Annotated in this window: 11 protein-coding genes; 5 read left to right on the top strand and 6 right to left on the bottom strand. The window is 73.9% G+C overall.

Translation table 11 applies throughout. The annotated features are described in order from the left end of the window. Positions 1 to 87: 87 nt before the first annotated feature. The 3 genes from trmB to ACNJ93_RS14845 all read right to left on the bottom strand — a co-directional run bounded on the left by trmB (position 88) and on the right by ACNJ93_RS14845 (position 3,849). Entirely contained in the window at positions 88 to 807 is a 720-nt protein-coding gene (trmB, locus tag ACNJ93_RS14855) for a tRNA (guanosine(46)-N7)-methyltransferase TrmB (protein ID WP_418961412.1), read from the bottom strand. 194 nt (positions 808 to 1,001) lie between these two features. After that, positions 1,002 to 2,180 carry an L-2-hydroxyglutarate oxidase gene (lhgO, locus tag ACNJ93_RS14850; protein ID WP_418961411.1) on the bottom strand — a complete coding sequence of 393 codons (1,179 nt, stop codon included), beginning with the start codon at positions 2,178 to 2,180 and terminating at the stop codon, positions 1,002 to 1,004. Positions 2,181 to 2,367: 187 nt separating this feature from the next. Continuing rightward, the gene (locus ACNJ93_RS14845) at positions 2,368 to 3,849 is read right to left on the bottom strand and encodes an MFS transporter (RefSeq protein ID WP_418957890.1); all 1,482 of its coding nucleotides are present in this window, start codon (positions 3,847 to 3,849) and stop codon (positions 2,368 to 2,370) included. Between the two features lie 599 nt (positions 3,850 to 4,448). Between ACNJ93_RS14845 and ACNJ93_RS14840 the strand changes: the two genes are divergently transcribed. Together ACNJ93_RS14840 and ACNJ93_RS14835 are read left to right on the top strand one after the other, a co-directional pair. After that, on the top strand, positions 4,449 to 6,587 hold the full coding sequence (locus tag ACNJ93_RS14840; RefSeq protein ID WP_418957889.1) for an asparagine synthase-related protein: 2,139 nt from the start codon (positions 4,449 to 4,451) through the stop codon (positions 6,585 to 6,587). 70 nt (positions 6,588 to 6,657) lie between these two features. Further along, a complete protein-coding gene (locus ACNJ93_RS14835) occupies positions 6,658 to 7,221 on the top strand; it encodes a Uma2 family endonuclease (RefSeq protein ID WP_418957888.1) in 564 nt (187 codons plus the stop codon). Positions 7,222 to 7,233: 12 nt separating this feature from the next. Here ACNJ93_RS14835 and ACNJ93_RS14830 read toward each other — a convergent pair whose 3' ends face one another. Together ACNJ93_RS14830 and ACNJ93_RS14825 are read right to left on the bottom strand one after the other, a co-directional pair. Continuing rightward, positions 7,234 to 9,243, bottom strand: a complete 2,010-nt coding sequence (locus tag ACNJ93_RS14830) for a sigma-70 family RNA polymerase sigma factor (RefSeq protein ID WP_418957887.1) — start codon at positions 9,241 to 9,243, stop codon at positions 7,234 to 7,236. Between the two features lie 251 nt (positions 9,244 to 9,494). Continuing rightward, positions 9,495 to 10,274, bottom strand: a complete 780-nt coding sequence (locus tag ACNJ93_RS14825) for a TetR/AcrR family transcriptional regulator (RefSeq protein ID WP_418957886.1) — start codon at positions 10,272 to 10,274, stop codon at positions 9,495 to 9,497. A gap of 397 nt (positions 10,275 to 10,671) precedes the next feature. On the opposite strand from ACNJ93_RS14825, the gene ACNJ93_RS14820 reads away from it, so the two are divergent. Together ACNJ93_RS14820 and ACNJ93_RS14815 are read left to right on the top strand one after the other, a co-directional pair. Then, a complete protein-coding gene (locus tag ACNJ93_RS14820; RefSeq protein WP_418961410.1) occupies positions 10,672 to 12,174 on the top strand; it encodes an NAD(P)/FAD-dependent oxidoreductase in 1,503 nt (500 codons plus the stop codon). 103 nt (positions 12,175 to 12,277) lie between these two features. Beyond that, entirely contained in the window at positions 12,278 to 13,909 is a 1,632-nt protein-coding gene (locus tag ACNJ93_RS14815) for an ATP-binding SpoIIE family protein phosphatase (protein WP_418957885.1), read from the top strand. 26 nt (positions 13,910 to 13,935) lie between these two features. Here the strand turns inward: ACNJ93_RS14815 and ACNJ93_RS14810 are convergent, their stop codons facing one another. After that, positions 13,936 to 15,213 (bottom strand): MFS transporter, encoded by a 1,278-nt coding sequence (locus ACNJ93_RS14810; protein ID WP_418961409.1) that lies wholly within the window; start codon positions 15,211 to 15,213, stop codon positions 13,936 to 13,938. 146 nt (positions 15,214 to 15,359) lie between these two features. Here ACNJ93_RS14810 and ACNJ93_RS14805 point away from each other — a divergent pair, with 146 nt between their 5' ends. Beyond that, entirely contained in the window at positions 15,360 to 15,893 is a 534-nt protein-coding gene (locus tag ACNJ93_RS14805) for a MarR family winged helix-turn-helix transcriptional regulator (RefSeq protein WP_418957884.1), read from the top strand. The last annotated feature ends 544 nt before the right edge of the window (positions 15,894 to 16,437 follow it).

The following is a 16,437-nucleotide window of genomic DNA, read 5'->3' as shown; positions in this document are numbered from 1 at the left end:
GTGCGACGCGGCAGGCCGCGTCGGCGCGGGGTCATGAGGTGGCGCGAGGTGATTCGGCACGCTCCGACCGTAGCCGCGGGGCGGGGGCTACTTCCTGCGAAAAAGAAGATCATGCACCCGGTGGCCCTTGTCGAGGCCCTGGCCCTCGAAGCGGGTCAGCGGGCGGAACGCGGGCCGGGGGGCGAAGCCGCCGTCCTCGGCGGTGTTCTCGAAGTCGGGGTGCGCGGTGAGCACCTCGAGCATCTGCTCGGCGTACGGCTCCCAGTCGGTGGCGCAGTGCAGGATCGCGCCGGGCTTCATCCGGGTCGCGACGAGGCTCAGGAACTCCGGCTGGATCAGACGGCGCTTGTGGTGGCGCTTCTTGGGCCAGGGGTCCGGGAAGTAGACGCGGACGCCGTCGAGGGCGTCGGGCGTGAGCATCTCGCGGAGCAGGATGATCGCGTCGCCGTTGGCGACACGGACGTTGTCCAGGCCGTTGCGGTCGGCGAGGCCGAGGAGGTTGCCCTGGCCGGGGGTGTGGACGTCGACGGCGAGGATGCCGGTGCCGGGGTCGGCGGCGGCCATCTGCGCGGTGGCCTCGCCCATGCCGAACCCGATCTCCAGGACGACGGGCCGGCCGCCGAACATCGCGTCGAGGTCGAGGACGCTGTGCCCGTCGATGTCGAGGCCCCAGTCGGGCCACCGCTTGAGCAGGGCCTCGGCCTGGCCGGCGGTCACCCGGCTGCGGCGCGGCTGGAAACTCCGGATCCGCCGCTCGTGGTGTGAGCCGGCGGGATCGGGCGAGGGCCCTTCCCCGGGCGCGAACATGCGGCTGCCGCGGCGGGCGGGGGCGGAGGTTTCACGGATCTCAGACACAGTGCCCCCAATTTTACGTGCCCGGCGGCGGGAGCCCGTTTCCGCGCGGAGCTGCGGATCAGAGGAGCGGCGGCCGGGCCCGGCGGGTCGGAGCAGACCGGCCTGAGCAGGTCCGGCCGACGCAGCTCCGGTCCGTGCCGGTCCGGTCAGAGCAGGTCGAGCGCGCGCCGGGCGATCTCGCGGCCGATCGGCAGGGACGCCGTCGCCGCCGGCGAGGGGGCGTTCAGGACGTGGACCGTCCGGGGGGCCTCCTGGATCAGGAAGTCGTCCGCCAGGGTGCCGTCCCGCAGGACCGCCTGGGCGCGGACGCCCGCGGGCGCGGGCCGCAGGTCGGCCTCCTCCACCGAGGGGAGCAGCCGCCGCACCGCCTCCGTGAAGGCCCGCTTCGACAGCGAGCGGTGCAGCTCGCCCGCCCCGTACCGCCAGTGCTGCCGCGCGATCTGCCAGGAGCCCGGCCATGCCAGCGTCGCGGCCACGTCGCCGGGGCGGACCGTCGTCCACCCGTACCCCTCGCGCGCCAGCGCCGGCACCGCGTTCGGCCCGACGTGGACGCCTCCGTCGACGCCCCGCGTCAGATGCACCCCGAGGAAGGGGAACGCCGGGTCCGGGACCGGGTACACCAGTCCCCGTACCAGCGAGGGCCGCGTCAGCTCGTAGTACTCGCCCCGGAAGGGCACGATCCGCATCCCCGGGTCGTCGCCGGCGAGCCGGGCCACCCGGTCGCAGTGCAGGCCCGCGCAGTTCACCAGGACCCGCCCCCGCACGATCCGCCCGTCCGCCGTGCGGACCGCCACGCCCCACGGCCGCCGGTCGACCGCGACGACCTCCGCGCCGTACAGCACGTCCGCCCCGGCCGCGCCCGCCTCCTCGGCGAGCTGCGCCGCGACCGCCCCGTAGTCGCAGACCCCGGTGGTCCCGACGTGGATCGCCGCGATGCCGCGCACCCGCGGCTCGTACGCGCTGATCTGCGCCGGGCCCAGCTCCCGCACCGGGATCCCGTTCTCCCGGCCGCGCTGCACCAGCGCGTGCAGCCGCGGCAGCTCGTCCCGCCCGGTGGCGACGATCAGCTTGCCGGTGACCTCGTGGGGGATGCCGTACTCGGCGCAGAACTTCACCATCTCCGCCGCGCCCGCGACCGCGTACCGCGCCTTCAGGGAGCCGGGGCGGTAGTAGATCCCGCTGTGGATCACCCCGCTGTTGCGGCCCGTCTGGTGGCGCGCGGGGGCGAGCTCCTTCTCGAGGACGGCGACCTTCGTGCCCGGCCGCGCACGTGTCAGCGCATACGCCGTCGACAGGCCGACGATCCCGCCGCCGACGATCAGCACGTCACAGTCGTACGCGTACGTCGTCGCGTACGTCGGCGCGCACCCCGACGCGTCCCTCGACGCGGACCCAGACCCGGACACCAGTGCCACCTCCCACCCCGATAGTGCACTGGCCCGCTGACAATCCCGCTAAACGCCCACCACGTGGGACGCGTGTCACGCGACCGGAACACACCGCGAGGGGGCGCTACGCCGGCGCCATCAGCAGCGGACGCGCCCGCTCCCGCAGCTCCATCACGCGCGGCTCGTCGCCGTACGGCTCCAGGCGGTGCAGCAGGTCCCGCACGTACTCCGTGGTCCGCGCCGACGAGATCCGCCCCGCGACCTCCACCGCCCGCACGCCCGCCGCGCAGGCCGCGTCGAGGTTCCCCGACTCCAGTTCCGCGACCGCGCTCACCACCAGGCGCAGCCCGTGCGAGCGGACGAACTCCTCCGTCGGCCGGGACAGCGCCTGCTCGGTGAACCGCCGCACCTGCCGCGGCGCCTTGAGGTCCCGGTAGCACTCCGCCGCGTCGGCGGCGAACCGGTCCTCCGAGTAGAAGCCGAGCCAGGACGGGTCCGCGTCGCCCTCCCGGGACCGCTCCAGCCAACCCTCCGCCGCCTTCAGCGCCGCGCCCGCCGCCGCCGCGTCGTTCGCCTTCGCGTGCGCCCGGGCCTCGACCAGCCGGAAGAACGACATGGTGCGCGCCGTCGCCAGGCCCCGGTTGCGCTCCAGCGCCGCCTGCGCCAGGTCCACGCCCTCGTCGGCGAAGCCGCGGTACGTGGCCTGCAGCGACATCGACGCGAGCACGTACCCGCCGAGCGGCACGTCCGCCGCCGCGCGGGCCAGCCGCAGCGCCTGGATGTAGTACCGCTGCGCCGCCTCCTGCTGCCCGGTGTCGAAGGCCATCCAGCCGGCCAGCCGGGTCAGCTCCGCCGTCGCGCCGAACAGCGCCCGGCCGACCTCGTCGGAGTACGAGCCGAGCAGCAGCGGTGCCGCGTCGACCCGCAGGCACTCCGGCACCATCGAGGAACGCCAGTCGCCGCCGCCGTACTTGGAGTCCCAGCGGCGGGCGTCCTCCGCGGCCTCACGCAGCTTGGCGACGTCGCTGTGGCCGACTCGCGGGTAGCCCTCGTCGTGCGGCTCGGGCGCCTCGGGGACGGCGGGGGCGCGTCCGGCGCCCTTCGTCCCGTGCGCGCCGAGCGGCGGCGCCTGGCGGGCCACCGACGGGTCGGCGGGGGTTATCAGCCAGCGGGAGGCGGGCGTCGCGTACGCGCTGACGGAGAACGAGCCCGCGAGCGACTGCCAGATCCCGGCGCCGCCGCTGCGGCGACCGGCGAGATCCAGCCGGTACAGCTCCGTCGCCGAGCGGACCGCCTCGCCGACGTCGCGCGGGAAGGCGAGCCCGACCTCGGGGGCCGGGTCGGCGTCCGCGAGACCGATCTCGTGCAGGGGGACGGGACGGCCGAGCTTCTGGCCGATCGCGGCGGCGATCAGATGCGGCGCGGCGCCCTGCGGCACCATGCCCTTCGACACCCATCGCGCCACCGACGTCTTGTCGTAACGGAGCGTCAGTCCCCGCTGCGCGCCGAGGTCGTTGACCCGCCGGGCGAGGCCGGCGTTGCTGATTCCCGCGAGGGCGAGAACCGTGCCGAGCTTGTCGTTCGGCCCGCGTTGTTCCCTGGACATGCGCCACCCCTCGACACACAGACGGCCGCCGCGGCGCCGGGCATAGGCGTGCGGCATTCGTAAACCCAGCGTAGTTCGCCGCATCCCTACCGTTAAGAGGCGGTGTTCCGTATGGCGGGATTGTGGTGCGTACGGGGGGATGCCCGGGCGGCCGTGGCGGGGAATCGTGCTCCGGGTGTGTGGCCGTGCGCCCACCCGTGCGCTCTCGTCCGGGGTCGCGGGGAGCGCTTCCATGGGCGATGCGTGGGTCGGCCCGCTGTGCGAAGCGGCAGTGGGCTGGGGGATACCGTCGCCCCAATCCCCGCGGGCGGCGGAAGGGTCCGGGAGGCGAGCGGCGCCTCCCGGACTGTCACCGGGGGCCGAACGGCCCCCGTACAGAACGCTTTTCGTGCCGGGACACGCCCGAACCGTCCCGCGCCGAGAATGGCCGAATGACGACGGTGCTCCGGGCCGTCGCGTACCGTCGGCAACTGGCCAATGCCAGGGGCGCATTCGCGTTTTGCGTGCGCGACCCGGAGCCGCTCCCGTGCGCCCTTCGGCGTGGCAGCATGTTCTCCACTGGACGTGACGAAAGTTGTCCACAGTCTGTGGAGGCAGCGATGCGGTGGCTGGTGGGCTGGAGCAGTATCGCCGCGCGCTTCGGTACGCGCACCCGCGTCGGACCCGTCGGCGCGGGCGAGTTCGGCGGCGCGGCCGCCTCGGCGGGCGCGTACGGCGACGAGTCCGAAGGGCTCACCCTCCACCCCGTCGGCGCCCAACTCCTGTGGGGCGACCCGGATCCGCTGTGGGCGGTCGGGGACTGGCGGCCCGACGAGATCCGCGTCGTGTCCGTCGACGCCGACACCCGCCTCGCCGTGCTCGGCTGCTGCGCGGCGAGCGACGAGCAGCTCAGGGTGGCGCTGTTCGCGGCGCGCGGCGGCGCGCTGCGGCACCTGACCGCCTGGGCCGGCAGCTACACCGTCGTCGTCCAGGCCGGCCGCCGCATCACCGTCACCGGCGACCTCGCCGGCGCCCGGCCCGTGTTCCACACCCCGTGGGCCGGCGGCACCGCGTACGCCACCGCCGCCCTGCCGCTCGCCGACCTCATCGAGGCGCAGCTCGACATCGGCCACCTCGCCGCACTGCTCGCCTGCCCCGAGACCCCGGAGGCGCTGCGCGACTCCACCCCGTACGAAGGGGTCCGCCGCGTCCCGCCCGGCCACGCGCTCGTGCTGCGCGAGGGCTCCCGGGAGATCACCGGCTACGAGCCGGTCGCCTCGCTCGCGGTCGCCGCGCCGCAGAAGGACCCCCGGCAGGCGGTCGACGCCGTGCGCGACGCGCTCGTCGACGCCGTACGGGCCCGGCTCACCGCGCCCCGGCACGCACCGGAGGTACTCCCGCCCGACCCCGGCCCCGTGCCCGGCATGGGGCCGGCCGAACGCCGGGCCGCCCGCGGCGCCGTGCCCGCGCCCGGCATCGGCGCGGACCTGTCCGGCGGCAGCGCCTCCGGCACGCTCGCCCTGCTCGCCGCCGGGCTGCCCGGAGTGCCCGGGACGATCCTCGGGCACGGCACCGGAGCCGGGGAGCGGCTGCTCGCGGTCACCTTCAACGACCTGGCCACCCGCGGCCGGGAGGACGAACTGGAGCGGGCCCGGGCGATGGCCGCGAACCCGCGGCTGCACCACGTCGTCGTCGCCGCCCGCGAGGAGGCCCTGCCGTACGCGGAGCTGGACGGGCCGCTCACCGACGAGCCCGGGCCCTCGCTGGTCGCCGCGGCCCGGCACCGGCGGCGGCTCGCGGCCGGCAGCGCCGACCACCTCACCGGACTCGGCGCCCGGCAGGTCCTCGACGCCCATCCGGCGCGCCTCGCCGACCTGCTGATGGACCGCCGGCGCAGGTCCCTGGTCCGCCCGGTGACCGCCCTGGCCAAGGCGACCGGCCCCTCGGCGGAGGCGCTGCTCGTGCCGCTCACCGTGTACCGCGCGGCCCGGCGCCTGGCCCGTACGCCGTACCGCACCGGCCTGGAGACCGCGGCGGCCGGCCTGCTGCGGGCCAACCGCACCGCGGCCGCCGCGCCCGGCCCCCTGGAGGCCTCGCTCGCCGCGCTCGCCTGGTCGCGTCCGGGGCCCGCGGCGCGCTGGCTGACCGGGGAGGCGCTGGCCGAGGTGTCGGCCCGGCTCAACCGGGCGGCCACGCTCCCCACTTCCGTCCAGCGGCCGGGCGAGTCCCGGGCGCGGGCCGCGCTGGCCCGGGCGGCGGCGGACCACCGCGTCCTGGAGCAGGCCGCGGAGATCCGCAGCCAGCGGCTGCACACCCCGTTCCTCGACAACCAGGTCGTCCGCGCCTGCCGCGACCTGCCCGAGGCCCTGCGCGTCCAGCCCGACGCCCGGGCGACGATCCTCCGCTCGGTCCTGGCGGGCGCCGGCATCCACGACCTGCCCCCGGGCTGGGGCGCGGCGGCGGGCGCCGGCCCGGCCACCCGGGCGGGCCTGCGCGAGGCCCTCCCGGACCTCCTGTCGCTGTTCACCGCCCCGCTCCTCGCCGACGCCGGCCTGATCGAGGCCCGCGTCGTCCGCCGCGCCCTGCGCGCCGCCGCCGACGGCGAACCGGTCCCCCTCGACGGCCTCGCCGACCTGGTCTCCACCGAACTCTGGCTCCGCCGCCTCATCGCCCGCCGAGGCACCTGCTGGACCGGCACCGCCGCCCCCCGCCAACGCGCGGTCGCGGGCGGCGTCCCGACCCGCGCGTCGCTGGCGTGACCCTGCCACACTCCCGCCACAGACCGCCCACGACGCCCTAGGCTGGCCTCGCACAGACCAGGGAGGTGCCATGCCTGGCCAAGAGTACGAGGGTGTGTCTCTCGACGAGGCCTTCCAGCTGTTCAGCTCGGTGTCCCCTCGGGGGTGGCGCGTGGAACTGATCGAGTGCCAGGTCCATGTGACGGGGATGAGCGACGGGGGGCACGCGACAGCCGTCGCGGAGCTCACCGACCAGGTCGTCGGTGGTCGGCTCAGCCCGACTCTGCGCCCCTACACGGGCATCGGTCTCCGGACGCGTGGCCGCCACGGCACCGAATGCTTCCTGCCCGACCTCGTCGTCGCCCCCAAGGGCAGCTTCGACGACCAGCAGGAGTGGCACGTCCCCGACGCCGTCCTCCTCGTCGGCGAGGTGACCTGTGCCTCCACCGCCGGACGCGACCGCGTCCAGAAGATCCGCTGCTATGCCCGCGCCGGCATTCCCGTCTACCTGCTCATCGACCGCGAGGCCGGCGAGGCCGTCGTCTGCTCCGAGCCCGACGGCGACGACTACGCGCACAAGGCGATCCACAAGCTGGGGACGAAGGTCCCGCTGCCCGCGCCGCTCGGGTTCGTGCTCGACAGCGCCGAGTTCTGATCCGGCGGCGCGTCAGGCGCAGCGGATGCGGGACTGGGCCCAGTCGGCGATGGCGGCCTCGCCGAAGGGGGTGTGGGGTTCGACGACGAGGGTGAGCGTGCGGACGCCGGACAGCGGGACGTGGACCGGGACCGGGGCGTCGCCGGCCTCGACGACCTTCGAGCGCCAGACGCGCCGGCCGTCGGCGAGGACCACGAAGCGCACGCCTCCGACGCCGAGGTCCGCGCTCATGTCGTCGACGCCGACCATCGCGTCGTAGCTGCGGCACTGCCGGTTCAGGTCGATGACCAGGGACGACGGCGCGTGGACGCTGACCCCGTGGGCGTACCGGGTGCCGCCCGTCGACAGGCCCTGCCGCTGCCACATCCAGCTGCTCTCGCCCATCCGGACCTCCGGCTTCGTGCCGTCGCCGAAGGTGCTGTACTGCAGCTCGCTGACCTGGAACGAGTCCGGCGCGGGCTTCGGCACCGGCTTGGGCTTCGGTTTCGGCGCCGGCTTCGGCGCGGGCGTCGGGGTCGGCGACGGCTTCGGGGCCGGCCGGGGCGGCGGGGGCGGAGTGGGCGTCGGCGTGGGCGTCGGTTCCGGCGCGGGGGCCGCGGGCGGCGGGGGCGGCGTCGGCGTGGGCTTCGGCGCCGGCGGGGGCGGCTGCTCGGCGGGGGCGACGGCCGGCGGGGTCGGCCGGGGCTTTGCGACCGGCTCCTGCGGGTCGCCGGAGAGCGCCCAGACCAGGCCCGCGGCCGCGGCGACGGCCGCCGCCGCGGCGAGGCCCGCCTTCGCGGGCGCGCCCAGACCCTCCGCCGCGGCGGCCGACGTGGCCCCTGCGGTCGTCGTCGAACCGGACACCGCGCCCGTGGCCGCGGCCGCCGCTCCCGCGCCGGTCGCGCCCACCACGCCGCCGACCACCACACTGCCGGCCTTGAACGCGTACCCGGCGGCGAACCAGCCGATGACCGCGATCGGCAGCAGCGCGGGGATCCCGGCGTTGACGGCCTCGAGCTCGCCGGCCGCCAGCCGGCACTTGGCGCACTCCTCCAGGTGCTTGCGCAGCCCGCGCTCGGCGCGCATCCGCAGCCCGCCGCGGGCGTACGCGCCGAGCCGGTCCGCGTACCGCGCGCAGTCCCCGCCCGCGGTCAGCGCCTGGCTGACGTGCGCCTGCAGGTACGCCTGCTTCAGACCCTCGCGGGCCCGGCTGGCCAGCACCGCCGTGGCGTTCGGGGTCAGCCCGAACAGCGGCGCGACCTCGCTCGGCGACTCCTCCTCGACGGTGGTGTGCCACAGCACCGCCTGCCAGCGCTCCGGCAGCGACCGGAACGCCTGCATGGCCAGCGTCTGCTCGGCCTCGTGCATGGCGCGGACGTCCGCGCCCAGCTCCAGGGTGTCGTCGTCGGAGACCTCCGCGGCGCGGGCGGCCTCCTCCGCGAACAGCGCGAAGTCCTCGACGAGATGCTCGCGCTTCTGCGACTTCGTCCAGTTCGCGGCGGCCCGGCGGACCGTCGTCATCAGATACGCGCGGACCGCCTGCTCGGGCCCGGCGCCGCCGCGCACCGCCTGCAGGGTGCGGGCGAACACCTCGGCGGTCAGGTCGTCCGCGGTGTGCGCGTCACGGCAGCAGGTGCGGGCGTAGCGGCGTACGGCCTCGGAGTGGCGGCGGAACAGCTCCTCGTACGCGCTGTCGTCGCCGCCGCGCATCCGCTGGATCAGCTCGGCGTCGGGGGGCGGCAGGTCGAGCGGCGGCGGCAGGACGGAACCGGTCTCCCCGGCCTCGCGCTGCGCGGGCACGCTCGCGTCGCGCGGCTGCGGTTCGGGCTGTGAGGGCTGTACGGGCTGCGCTCCGGACGCGCTCGGCGACGGCGCCCCGGACGGGCTCTGCGGCGGGGGCTCCGCAGGCGCGCCGGTGCCGGGCGCGGCGGTGGAACCCAGCGGTCCGCCCTGGCTCGGCACCTGACCGGAAGGCAGCCCTCCGGGCTCAGTCCCCGTGGTGCCGCGCTCGCCCTGTGGCTCGTCCCGACCTTCACCGCTCATCGCGGAAGCCCCCGTATGCACGCTCAGAACCGAACACCGGCCAAGAGTGCCACAGGCTTCGCGTACGCCGAACCTCCGCGTCAGTCAACCACTCGTCCGGGGCGACTTCGCGGGTATGGGCGTAACCGATCACTCGTTCGTGAAATGCTCAACGATCCGAGTGACGCAGGAGGTTGACGGGACCGGCGCCCGGCCCGGGACGAACCGAACGGCGACCGGACGACGGCCCCTTCACACCACTCTCACGAACCTCAGACCGACGGACGCGAGCGCAGCCCCTCCAGCAGGATGTCCAGCAGCCGGGCCGACGCCGCCGCCTGCTGCGCCGCGTCCGGCAGCGAGGGCGCCGCCGTGGCGATCACCAGCAGCACGTCCGCCACCGTCACGTCGCCGCGCAGCTCGCCCGCCGCCCGCGCCCGGTCCACCAGCTGGCCGACGACCTCCAGGAGCTCCGAGGCCCCCGCGTCGTCCTGCTCCGCCGGCGGAGCCGTCCGCGGCGCGACCACACGGGGCTCCGACAGCACGGCCGCCGCACCCCGCTGGGCCGGCACCCGCGCCTCGTCTTCCTCCCCGGCCGGACCGCCCAGCGGCTCGTCCCCGTCCACGCCGACCCGCAGTATCTGCGGCGGCAGCAGCCGCCCCGCACCCGACGCCACCGACGTGCGCAGGAACCGGGAGAGCGCCGACCACGGCTCCTCCTCCTGCCCCAGCGCCGCCCGCGCCTGCTCGGTCAGCCGGGAGGTCTCCTCCTCGGCTATCCGGCGGACCAGCACGTCCTTGCTCGGGAAGCGCCGGTACACCGTGCCGACACCCACCCGCGCCCGCCGCGCCACGTCCTCCATCGGAGCGCCGTAGCCCAGCTCGCCGAACACCTCACGCGCGGCCCGCAGCACATGCTCCAGATTCCGCTGCGCGTCCACGCGCAGCGGAGCGGACCGGCCCACCGCCGGACCCGCCGAACCGCGGCCGTTCGTCACCCCGTCGGTCGGCGACGCGACGACGGCCTGCCAATGAGAATCCTGAATCTGCATAAGCGTTCCCCCGCTCATGATGTCTCCCCCCGGAGACTCCCCGCCCTGACGGCCGGGGACCGGTCATTTGCTCAGGTCTTCGTCCACGACCCGACTCCCCGACGAGGTACGAACATAGTTGAGTTGCGGTCAATTCAGAAGGGGCCGTTCCGTACGGTGCGCCCCCCGATCGGAGCAAGGGCCGGAACACTCCCGATTCTCACCCCTGCACGCACCCCCCACCCCTATCGTGACCTGCGCACTTCCCCGCATACCGGCCTCACGCGCCACCCCACGCCTCCGTACCCCTCCGGTCACATGATTTGCCGGGCCTGTGGACAAACCCCGGTCGGCGTTGCGTCATGGGACAGTGACCGAACCTGCGCGCATTCTCGTTGTCGGCGGTGGCTACGTCGGGATGTACACCGCGCTGCGTCTGCAGCGCCAGCTCAAGGCCGAGCTGAGAAGCGGTGCCGTCGAGATCGTGGTGGTCACGCCCGAGCCGTACATGACGTACCAGCCCTTCCTCCCCGAGGCCGCGGCCGGCTCCATCTCCCCCCGCCACGTCGTGGTCCCGCTGCGCCGCGTCCTCGACCAGTGCCGGGTGCTCATCGGCGAGGTCCACCGCATCGAACACGCCAAGCGGACCGCCACCCTCTCCACCCTCGCCACCGAGGAGGAGGGCACCGGCGGCGTGCAGATGACGTACGACGAACTCGTCATCGCGCCCGGCTCGATCTCCCGCACCCTCCCCGTCCCCGGCCTCGCCGACTACGCCATCGGCTTCAAGGCCGTCGAGGAGGCCATCGGACTGCGCAACCACGTCATCGAGCAGATGGACATCGCCTCCTCCACCCGCGACCCCGCCCTCCGCGACGCCGCCCTCACCTTCGTCTTCGTCGGCGGCGGCTACGCGGGCGTCGAGGCGCTCGGCGAACTGGAGGACATGGCCCGCTACACCGCGCGGTACTACCACAACATCAAGCCCCAGGACCTGAAGTGGATCCTCGTCGAGGCGTCGAACCGGATCCTGCCCGAGGTCGGCGAGGAGATGGGCCGCTACACCGTCCGCGAACTGCGCGCCCGCAACATCGACGTCCGCCTCGAGACCCGCCTGGAGTCCTGCGTGGACCGCGTGGCCGTCCTCAGCGACGGCTCCCGCCTCCCCACCCGCACCGTCGTGTGGACCGCGGGCGTCAAACCCGCGCCGCTGCTCGCCGACACCGACCTGCCGCTCAACGAACGCGGCCGCCTCAAGTGCACCGCACGCCTCACCGTCGACGGCGTCGAGCACGCCTGGGCGGCCGGCGACGCCGCCGCCGTCCCCGACATCACCGCCGACGAGCCCGGCAAGGAGTGCGCGCCCAACGCCCAGCACGCCGTCCGCCAGACCAAGGTGCTAGCCGAGAACCTCGCCGCCTCCCTGCGCGGACAGCCGCTCAAGGAGTACGCGCACAAGTACGTCGGCTCCGTCGCCTCGCTCGGCCTGCACAAGGGCGTCGCCCATGTGTACGGGCGCAAGCTCAAGGGCTACCCGGCCTGGCTCATGCACCGCGCCTACCATCTGAGCCGCATGCCCACGTTCAACCGCAAGGCCCGCATCCTCGCCGAATGGACCCTCGCCGGCCTGTTCAAGCGCGAGATCGTGTCCCTGGGGTCGCTGGAACACCCGCGCGCCGAGTTCGAGATGGCCGCCACGCCCCCGGGCGACAAGAAGAAGAACGGCCCCGCCAAGACGCCGGGGGACACGAAGAGCGACACACCGAAGGCCCCACAGAAGGACCCGCAGAAGGACACTGGCCCGGCCACGCGCCCGGACACCCGGAAGGCCACGCCCCAGGACCCGCAGAAGGACGCGGAGCAGAACGCACCGGCCGACCGCCGCGACGACGGCCCCACCCCCGGACCGACGACCGGCTGACCCCTTGTCAGTGCGCTCGGTCACACTGGACGTGTGACCATAGGTGGGCCCACACCTGCACAGAGTGACCGCACGGCAACGACACCACGAGGCATTGAGATCCGTGAACTTCACCCGCTGGAGCCCCCGGCTCCCCGGTACGCAGCGCCGCGCCGCGGCGCGGACCGATCGCGGCTCCGTGCCCGCGGCCCGCGGTGAGTACGAGCAGCAGCTGGAGTCCCTGCCCGACGACGTGCCCGCCCTGGAGGACTTCTCCGTCCGCGAGGTCGTCGGCCGCCTCCCCGGTCTCGTCGCCCTGGTGTACGGCCCCGAGCACCGCATCGCGTACGTCAACGACGCCTACGCCGCCGCCTTCGGCCCCCGCCCCGCCGGCTCACGGGCCGCCGACAGCTGCCCCGAGGCCGACGAGCTCGGCCTGCTCCCGCTCATGGACCAGGTCCTGCGCAGCGGCAAGCCCCGCACGGTCAAGTCCCGCCGCACCCGCCACGGCGGCTCGTACACGGTCACCTGCCTGCCCGTCGACACCCCGCACCACGAGTCCGGCGGCGTCCTCGTCCACGCCGCCGACGTCACCGACCACGCCGAGGCCGCCGAACGGCTGCGCGCCAGCGAGCGCCGGCACCGCGAGACGGCCGTCACCCTCCAGCGCTCCCTGCTCCCGCAGGAACTGGAGCAGCCCGACGACCTGCGCGTCGCCGCCACCTACCAGCCCGGCGGCACCGACGCGGCCGTCGGCGGCGACTGGTACGACGTCATCACCCTCGGCGCCGGCCGCACCGCCCTCGTCATCGGCGACGTGATGGGCCGCGGCGTACGCGCCGCCGCCGTCATGGGCCAGCTCCGCACCGCCGTACGGGCCTACGCCCGGCTCGACCTGCCGCCGCACGAGGTCCTGCAGCTCCTCGACGGCCTCGCCGCCGAGATCGACGCCAGCCAGATCGCCACCTGCGTCTACGCCGTCCACGACCCCAACGAGGGCAAGCTCGTCTACGCCTCCGCCGGCCACCTCCCGATCCTCGTCCGCGACGAGGACGGCACCGTGCGGCGCGCCGAGGACCCCACCGGACCGCCGCTCGGCACCGGCGGCTGGCTGCACACCTCCGGCTCCATCGCCCTGCCGCCCGGCTCCACCGCCGTCCTCTACACCGACGGCCTGGTCGAACGGCGCCGCGAGGACATCGACGAGGGCGTCGCCGCCCTGGAGCGCGCCCTCGCCGGCGCGACCGGCACCCCCCAGGTCGTCTGCGACCGGCTGCTGCGCTCCCTCGGCGTCACCGCCGAGCACGACGACGACGTCGCCGTCCTCGTCATGCAGCACCCCTCGCGCACCGGCCCGGACGCGGAGCTCTTCCACAACGCCGCCCTGGAACTCCTCGGCGGAGTGGAGGCGGCGCCCCGCGCCCGCGCCTTCGCCTCGGGCGTCCTGGCCAGCTGGCGCTTCCCCGTAGAACTGCGCGACCTCGGCGTGCTCGCCACCAGCGAACTGGTGGCCAACTCCCTCCAGCACGGGACCCCGCCGATGAAGCTGCGGCTGCGCCGCACCGACCGTCGACTGATCATCGAGGTCACCGACGGCGACGACCACCTGCCCCGGCGCCGCCGCGCCGAGTCCGAGGACGAGTCGGGCCGCGGCATCTCGATCATCGCCACCATCGCCTCGTCCTGGGGCAGCCGCCGCACCCCGGGCGGCGGCAAGGCGGTCTGGTGCGAGTTCGCCCTGCCGGACGCGTCCTAGGCGGCTACGGCCTGGGTGGCTACGTCTCAGGCGGCCACGTCCGCCCGCCGCGGCTCGTGCCGCGCGACGATCTTCGACGGCCTGGCGGCCAGGGAGGGCTGGTTCTGCACCGGCGTCAGCCGCTTGCCGAGCCGCACCGCGAGCACACTGATGCCCAGCGAGAACAGCACGAAGGTCACGATGTACGGCCCGTGCAGCGTGGCACCCATGGGCCCGCCGACCGCCGGACCGACGGCCAGCGCGAGCTGCTTCACCAGGGCGAAGGCCGAGTTGTACGTTCCGACCATCGACTCCGGCGCCAGGTCGGCCACCAGCGGGGCGACCGTCGGCGCCAGCAGCGCCTCGCCGAGCCCGAACAGCGCGTACGTGGAGACGAACGCCGCCGTCGCCATCGCCTGGCTGCCGTGGCCGAGGCCCGCGTACCCGGCGCACAGCCACGCCACGGTCCAGATCAGACCGACGGCCGCGATCACCCGGCTGCGCCTGCGGCGCTCCACGAACTTCAGCACCAGGAACTGCGCGGCCACGATGACCGCCGTATTGGCGGCCAGGGCGATGCCCAGCGTCGACGGCGCGATGCCCGCGGCCTCGGTGCCGTACGCGGCGAGACCCGACTCGAACTGTCCGTAGCAGGCGAAGAAGAGGACGAAGCCCAGCACGCACAGCTGCACCATCGCCTTGTGCCCGAGCAGCGCCCGCACACCCCCCGGCTGCGCCGAGCCCGGCCGGGTGTCCTGCAGCGCGGGCGAGCCCGGCATCCGCACGGTCAGCACGATCGCGGCCAGGACGAGGAACATCGCCGCCTCGATCGAGAACAGCAGCACGAAGCTGCCCGGCCGGCTCTCGTCGACCAGCTGGCCGCCGATCAGACCGCCGACGCCCAGACCCAGGTTCTGCAGGAAGAACTGCATGGCGAAGGACCGGGTGCGCTGCGCCGGCGCAGAGCACCAGACGATCATCGTGGCGAGCGCGGGCTGCATCACCGCGGTACCCGCGCCGAGCACGGCGGCCGAGGCGACGGCGGACCCGACGTCCGCCGCGAGGCCCAGGCCCAGCGCGCCGGCCGAGGCGAGGAGCGCGGCGACCAGAAGCACGGGCACGGGCCCGCGCCGGTCGATCGCACGGCCGCTGAACGGCAGCACGACCAGCGCGGCCATGGCGAAGGCGGCGAGCACGACACCGGCCGTGGTCGCCCCCAGCTCGCGCACCTGTGCCACGTACACATAGAGGTACGGCACGGTGAAGCCGAGCCCGAACGCGCTCAGCGCGCTCCCTGCCTGGATCCGGCGCATTGCTGCACCCATCGCCTTGGTCACGACCACCCACTCCGTCACGTACGAGTTCAGACCCGTAGCCCTGAACTCTGAAGACTTCAACACTAAAGTTAGATGCTTAACAATACACATCCAAGGACTTCGACGCCAACGAGTTGCGTGGGATACTCGGCCCCATGTCCGAAACCCAGGCGCAGCCGTCTCCGGCGCCCACGCAGGAGCCGACCCTCGACGAGCTGATCGCCGCCTATCAGCGCGAGTACCGCGACCTCGACCCCCAGGTCGAGAAGGTCGTGTCCTCCCTCGGCCGGCTCAACCGGCGGATGAACGTGGCGTACGGCCGCCAGCTCGCCGACCTCGGGATCAGCAACGCCGAGTGGGAGGTCCTCAAGCACCTCGTCCTCGCCGGCGCCCCGTACCGCCTCGGCCCCGGCGAACTGGCCAAGCGCCTCGGCCTCACGCCGGCCGCGATGACCCACCGCATCGACCGCATGGCGGGCGAGGGCCTGGTCACCCGCGACCGCGACGAGAACAACCGGGTCCGCGTCATCGTCGAGCTGACGGACGAGGGCCGCTCGAAGTGGCTGGAGGCCATGCGCATGGCGACCGACTTCGAGGCCGACCTCCTCCAGGACCTCACGCCCGACGAGCGCGGAGTCCTCGGCGACCTCCTCATCCGCCTGCTGGACCGCATCGAGGGCCGCAGCTGAGGGGAGTTGACACGGCCCCGCCTGATCCGTAGTGTTCTCCGAGTTGTCGCGGGGCCGTAACGGTTCTGCGACGCTATCCCGCCGCTGAAGCGGCACCTCAACTCGCACGATCTCCCGGACCGGGATGCATTTCGGCATGCCGAAATTCGTTTCGAATGGCTCGGTTATGAGTCACCGGAGAAATCCGCTAGAGTTTGAGCGTCGGAACGGCCCAACAGCCGGAAAGACAACTCCCGCTGACTGGGAATCAGGCGCCGAAAGGATCTGATAGAGTCGGAACCGCCGGAAGGGCCCCAAGCGAAAGCGAAGGGACCGGAAAGCAGCCGAAAGGCACCGAGGAAATCGGATCGGAAAGATCTGATAGAGTCGGAAACGCAAGACCGAAGGGAAAAGCCCGGAGGAAAGCCCGAGAGGGTGAGTACAAAGGAAGCGTCCGTTCCTTGAGAACTCAACAGCGTGCCAAAAATCAACGCCAGATTAGTTGATACCCCGTCCATCTTCGGATGGTCGAGGTTCCTTTGAAGTCCTACTGGCCCATGCGGCA

It is taken from the genome of Streptomyces tritici (genome assembly GCF_048500665.1).
Taxonomy (GTDB): domain Bacteria; phylum Actinomycetota; class Actinomycetes; order Streptomycetales; family Streptomycetaceae; genus Streptomyces; species Streptomyces tritici.
The sequence above is the reverse complement of the archived record's forward strand: the minus strand, read 5'-3'. Positions and strand labels throughout refer to the sequence as shown.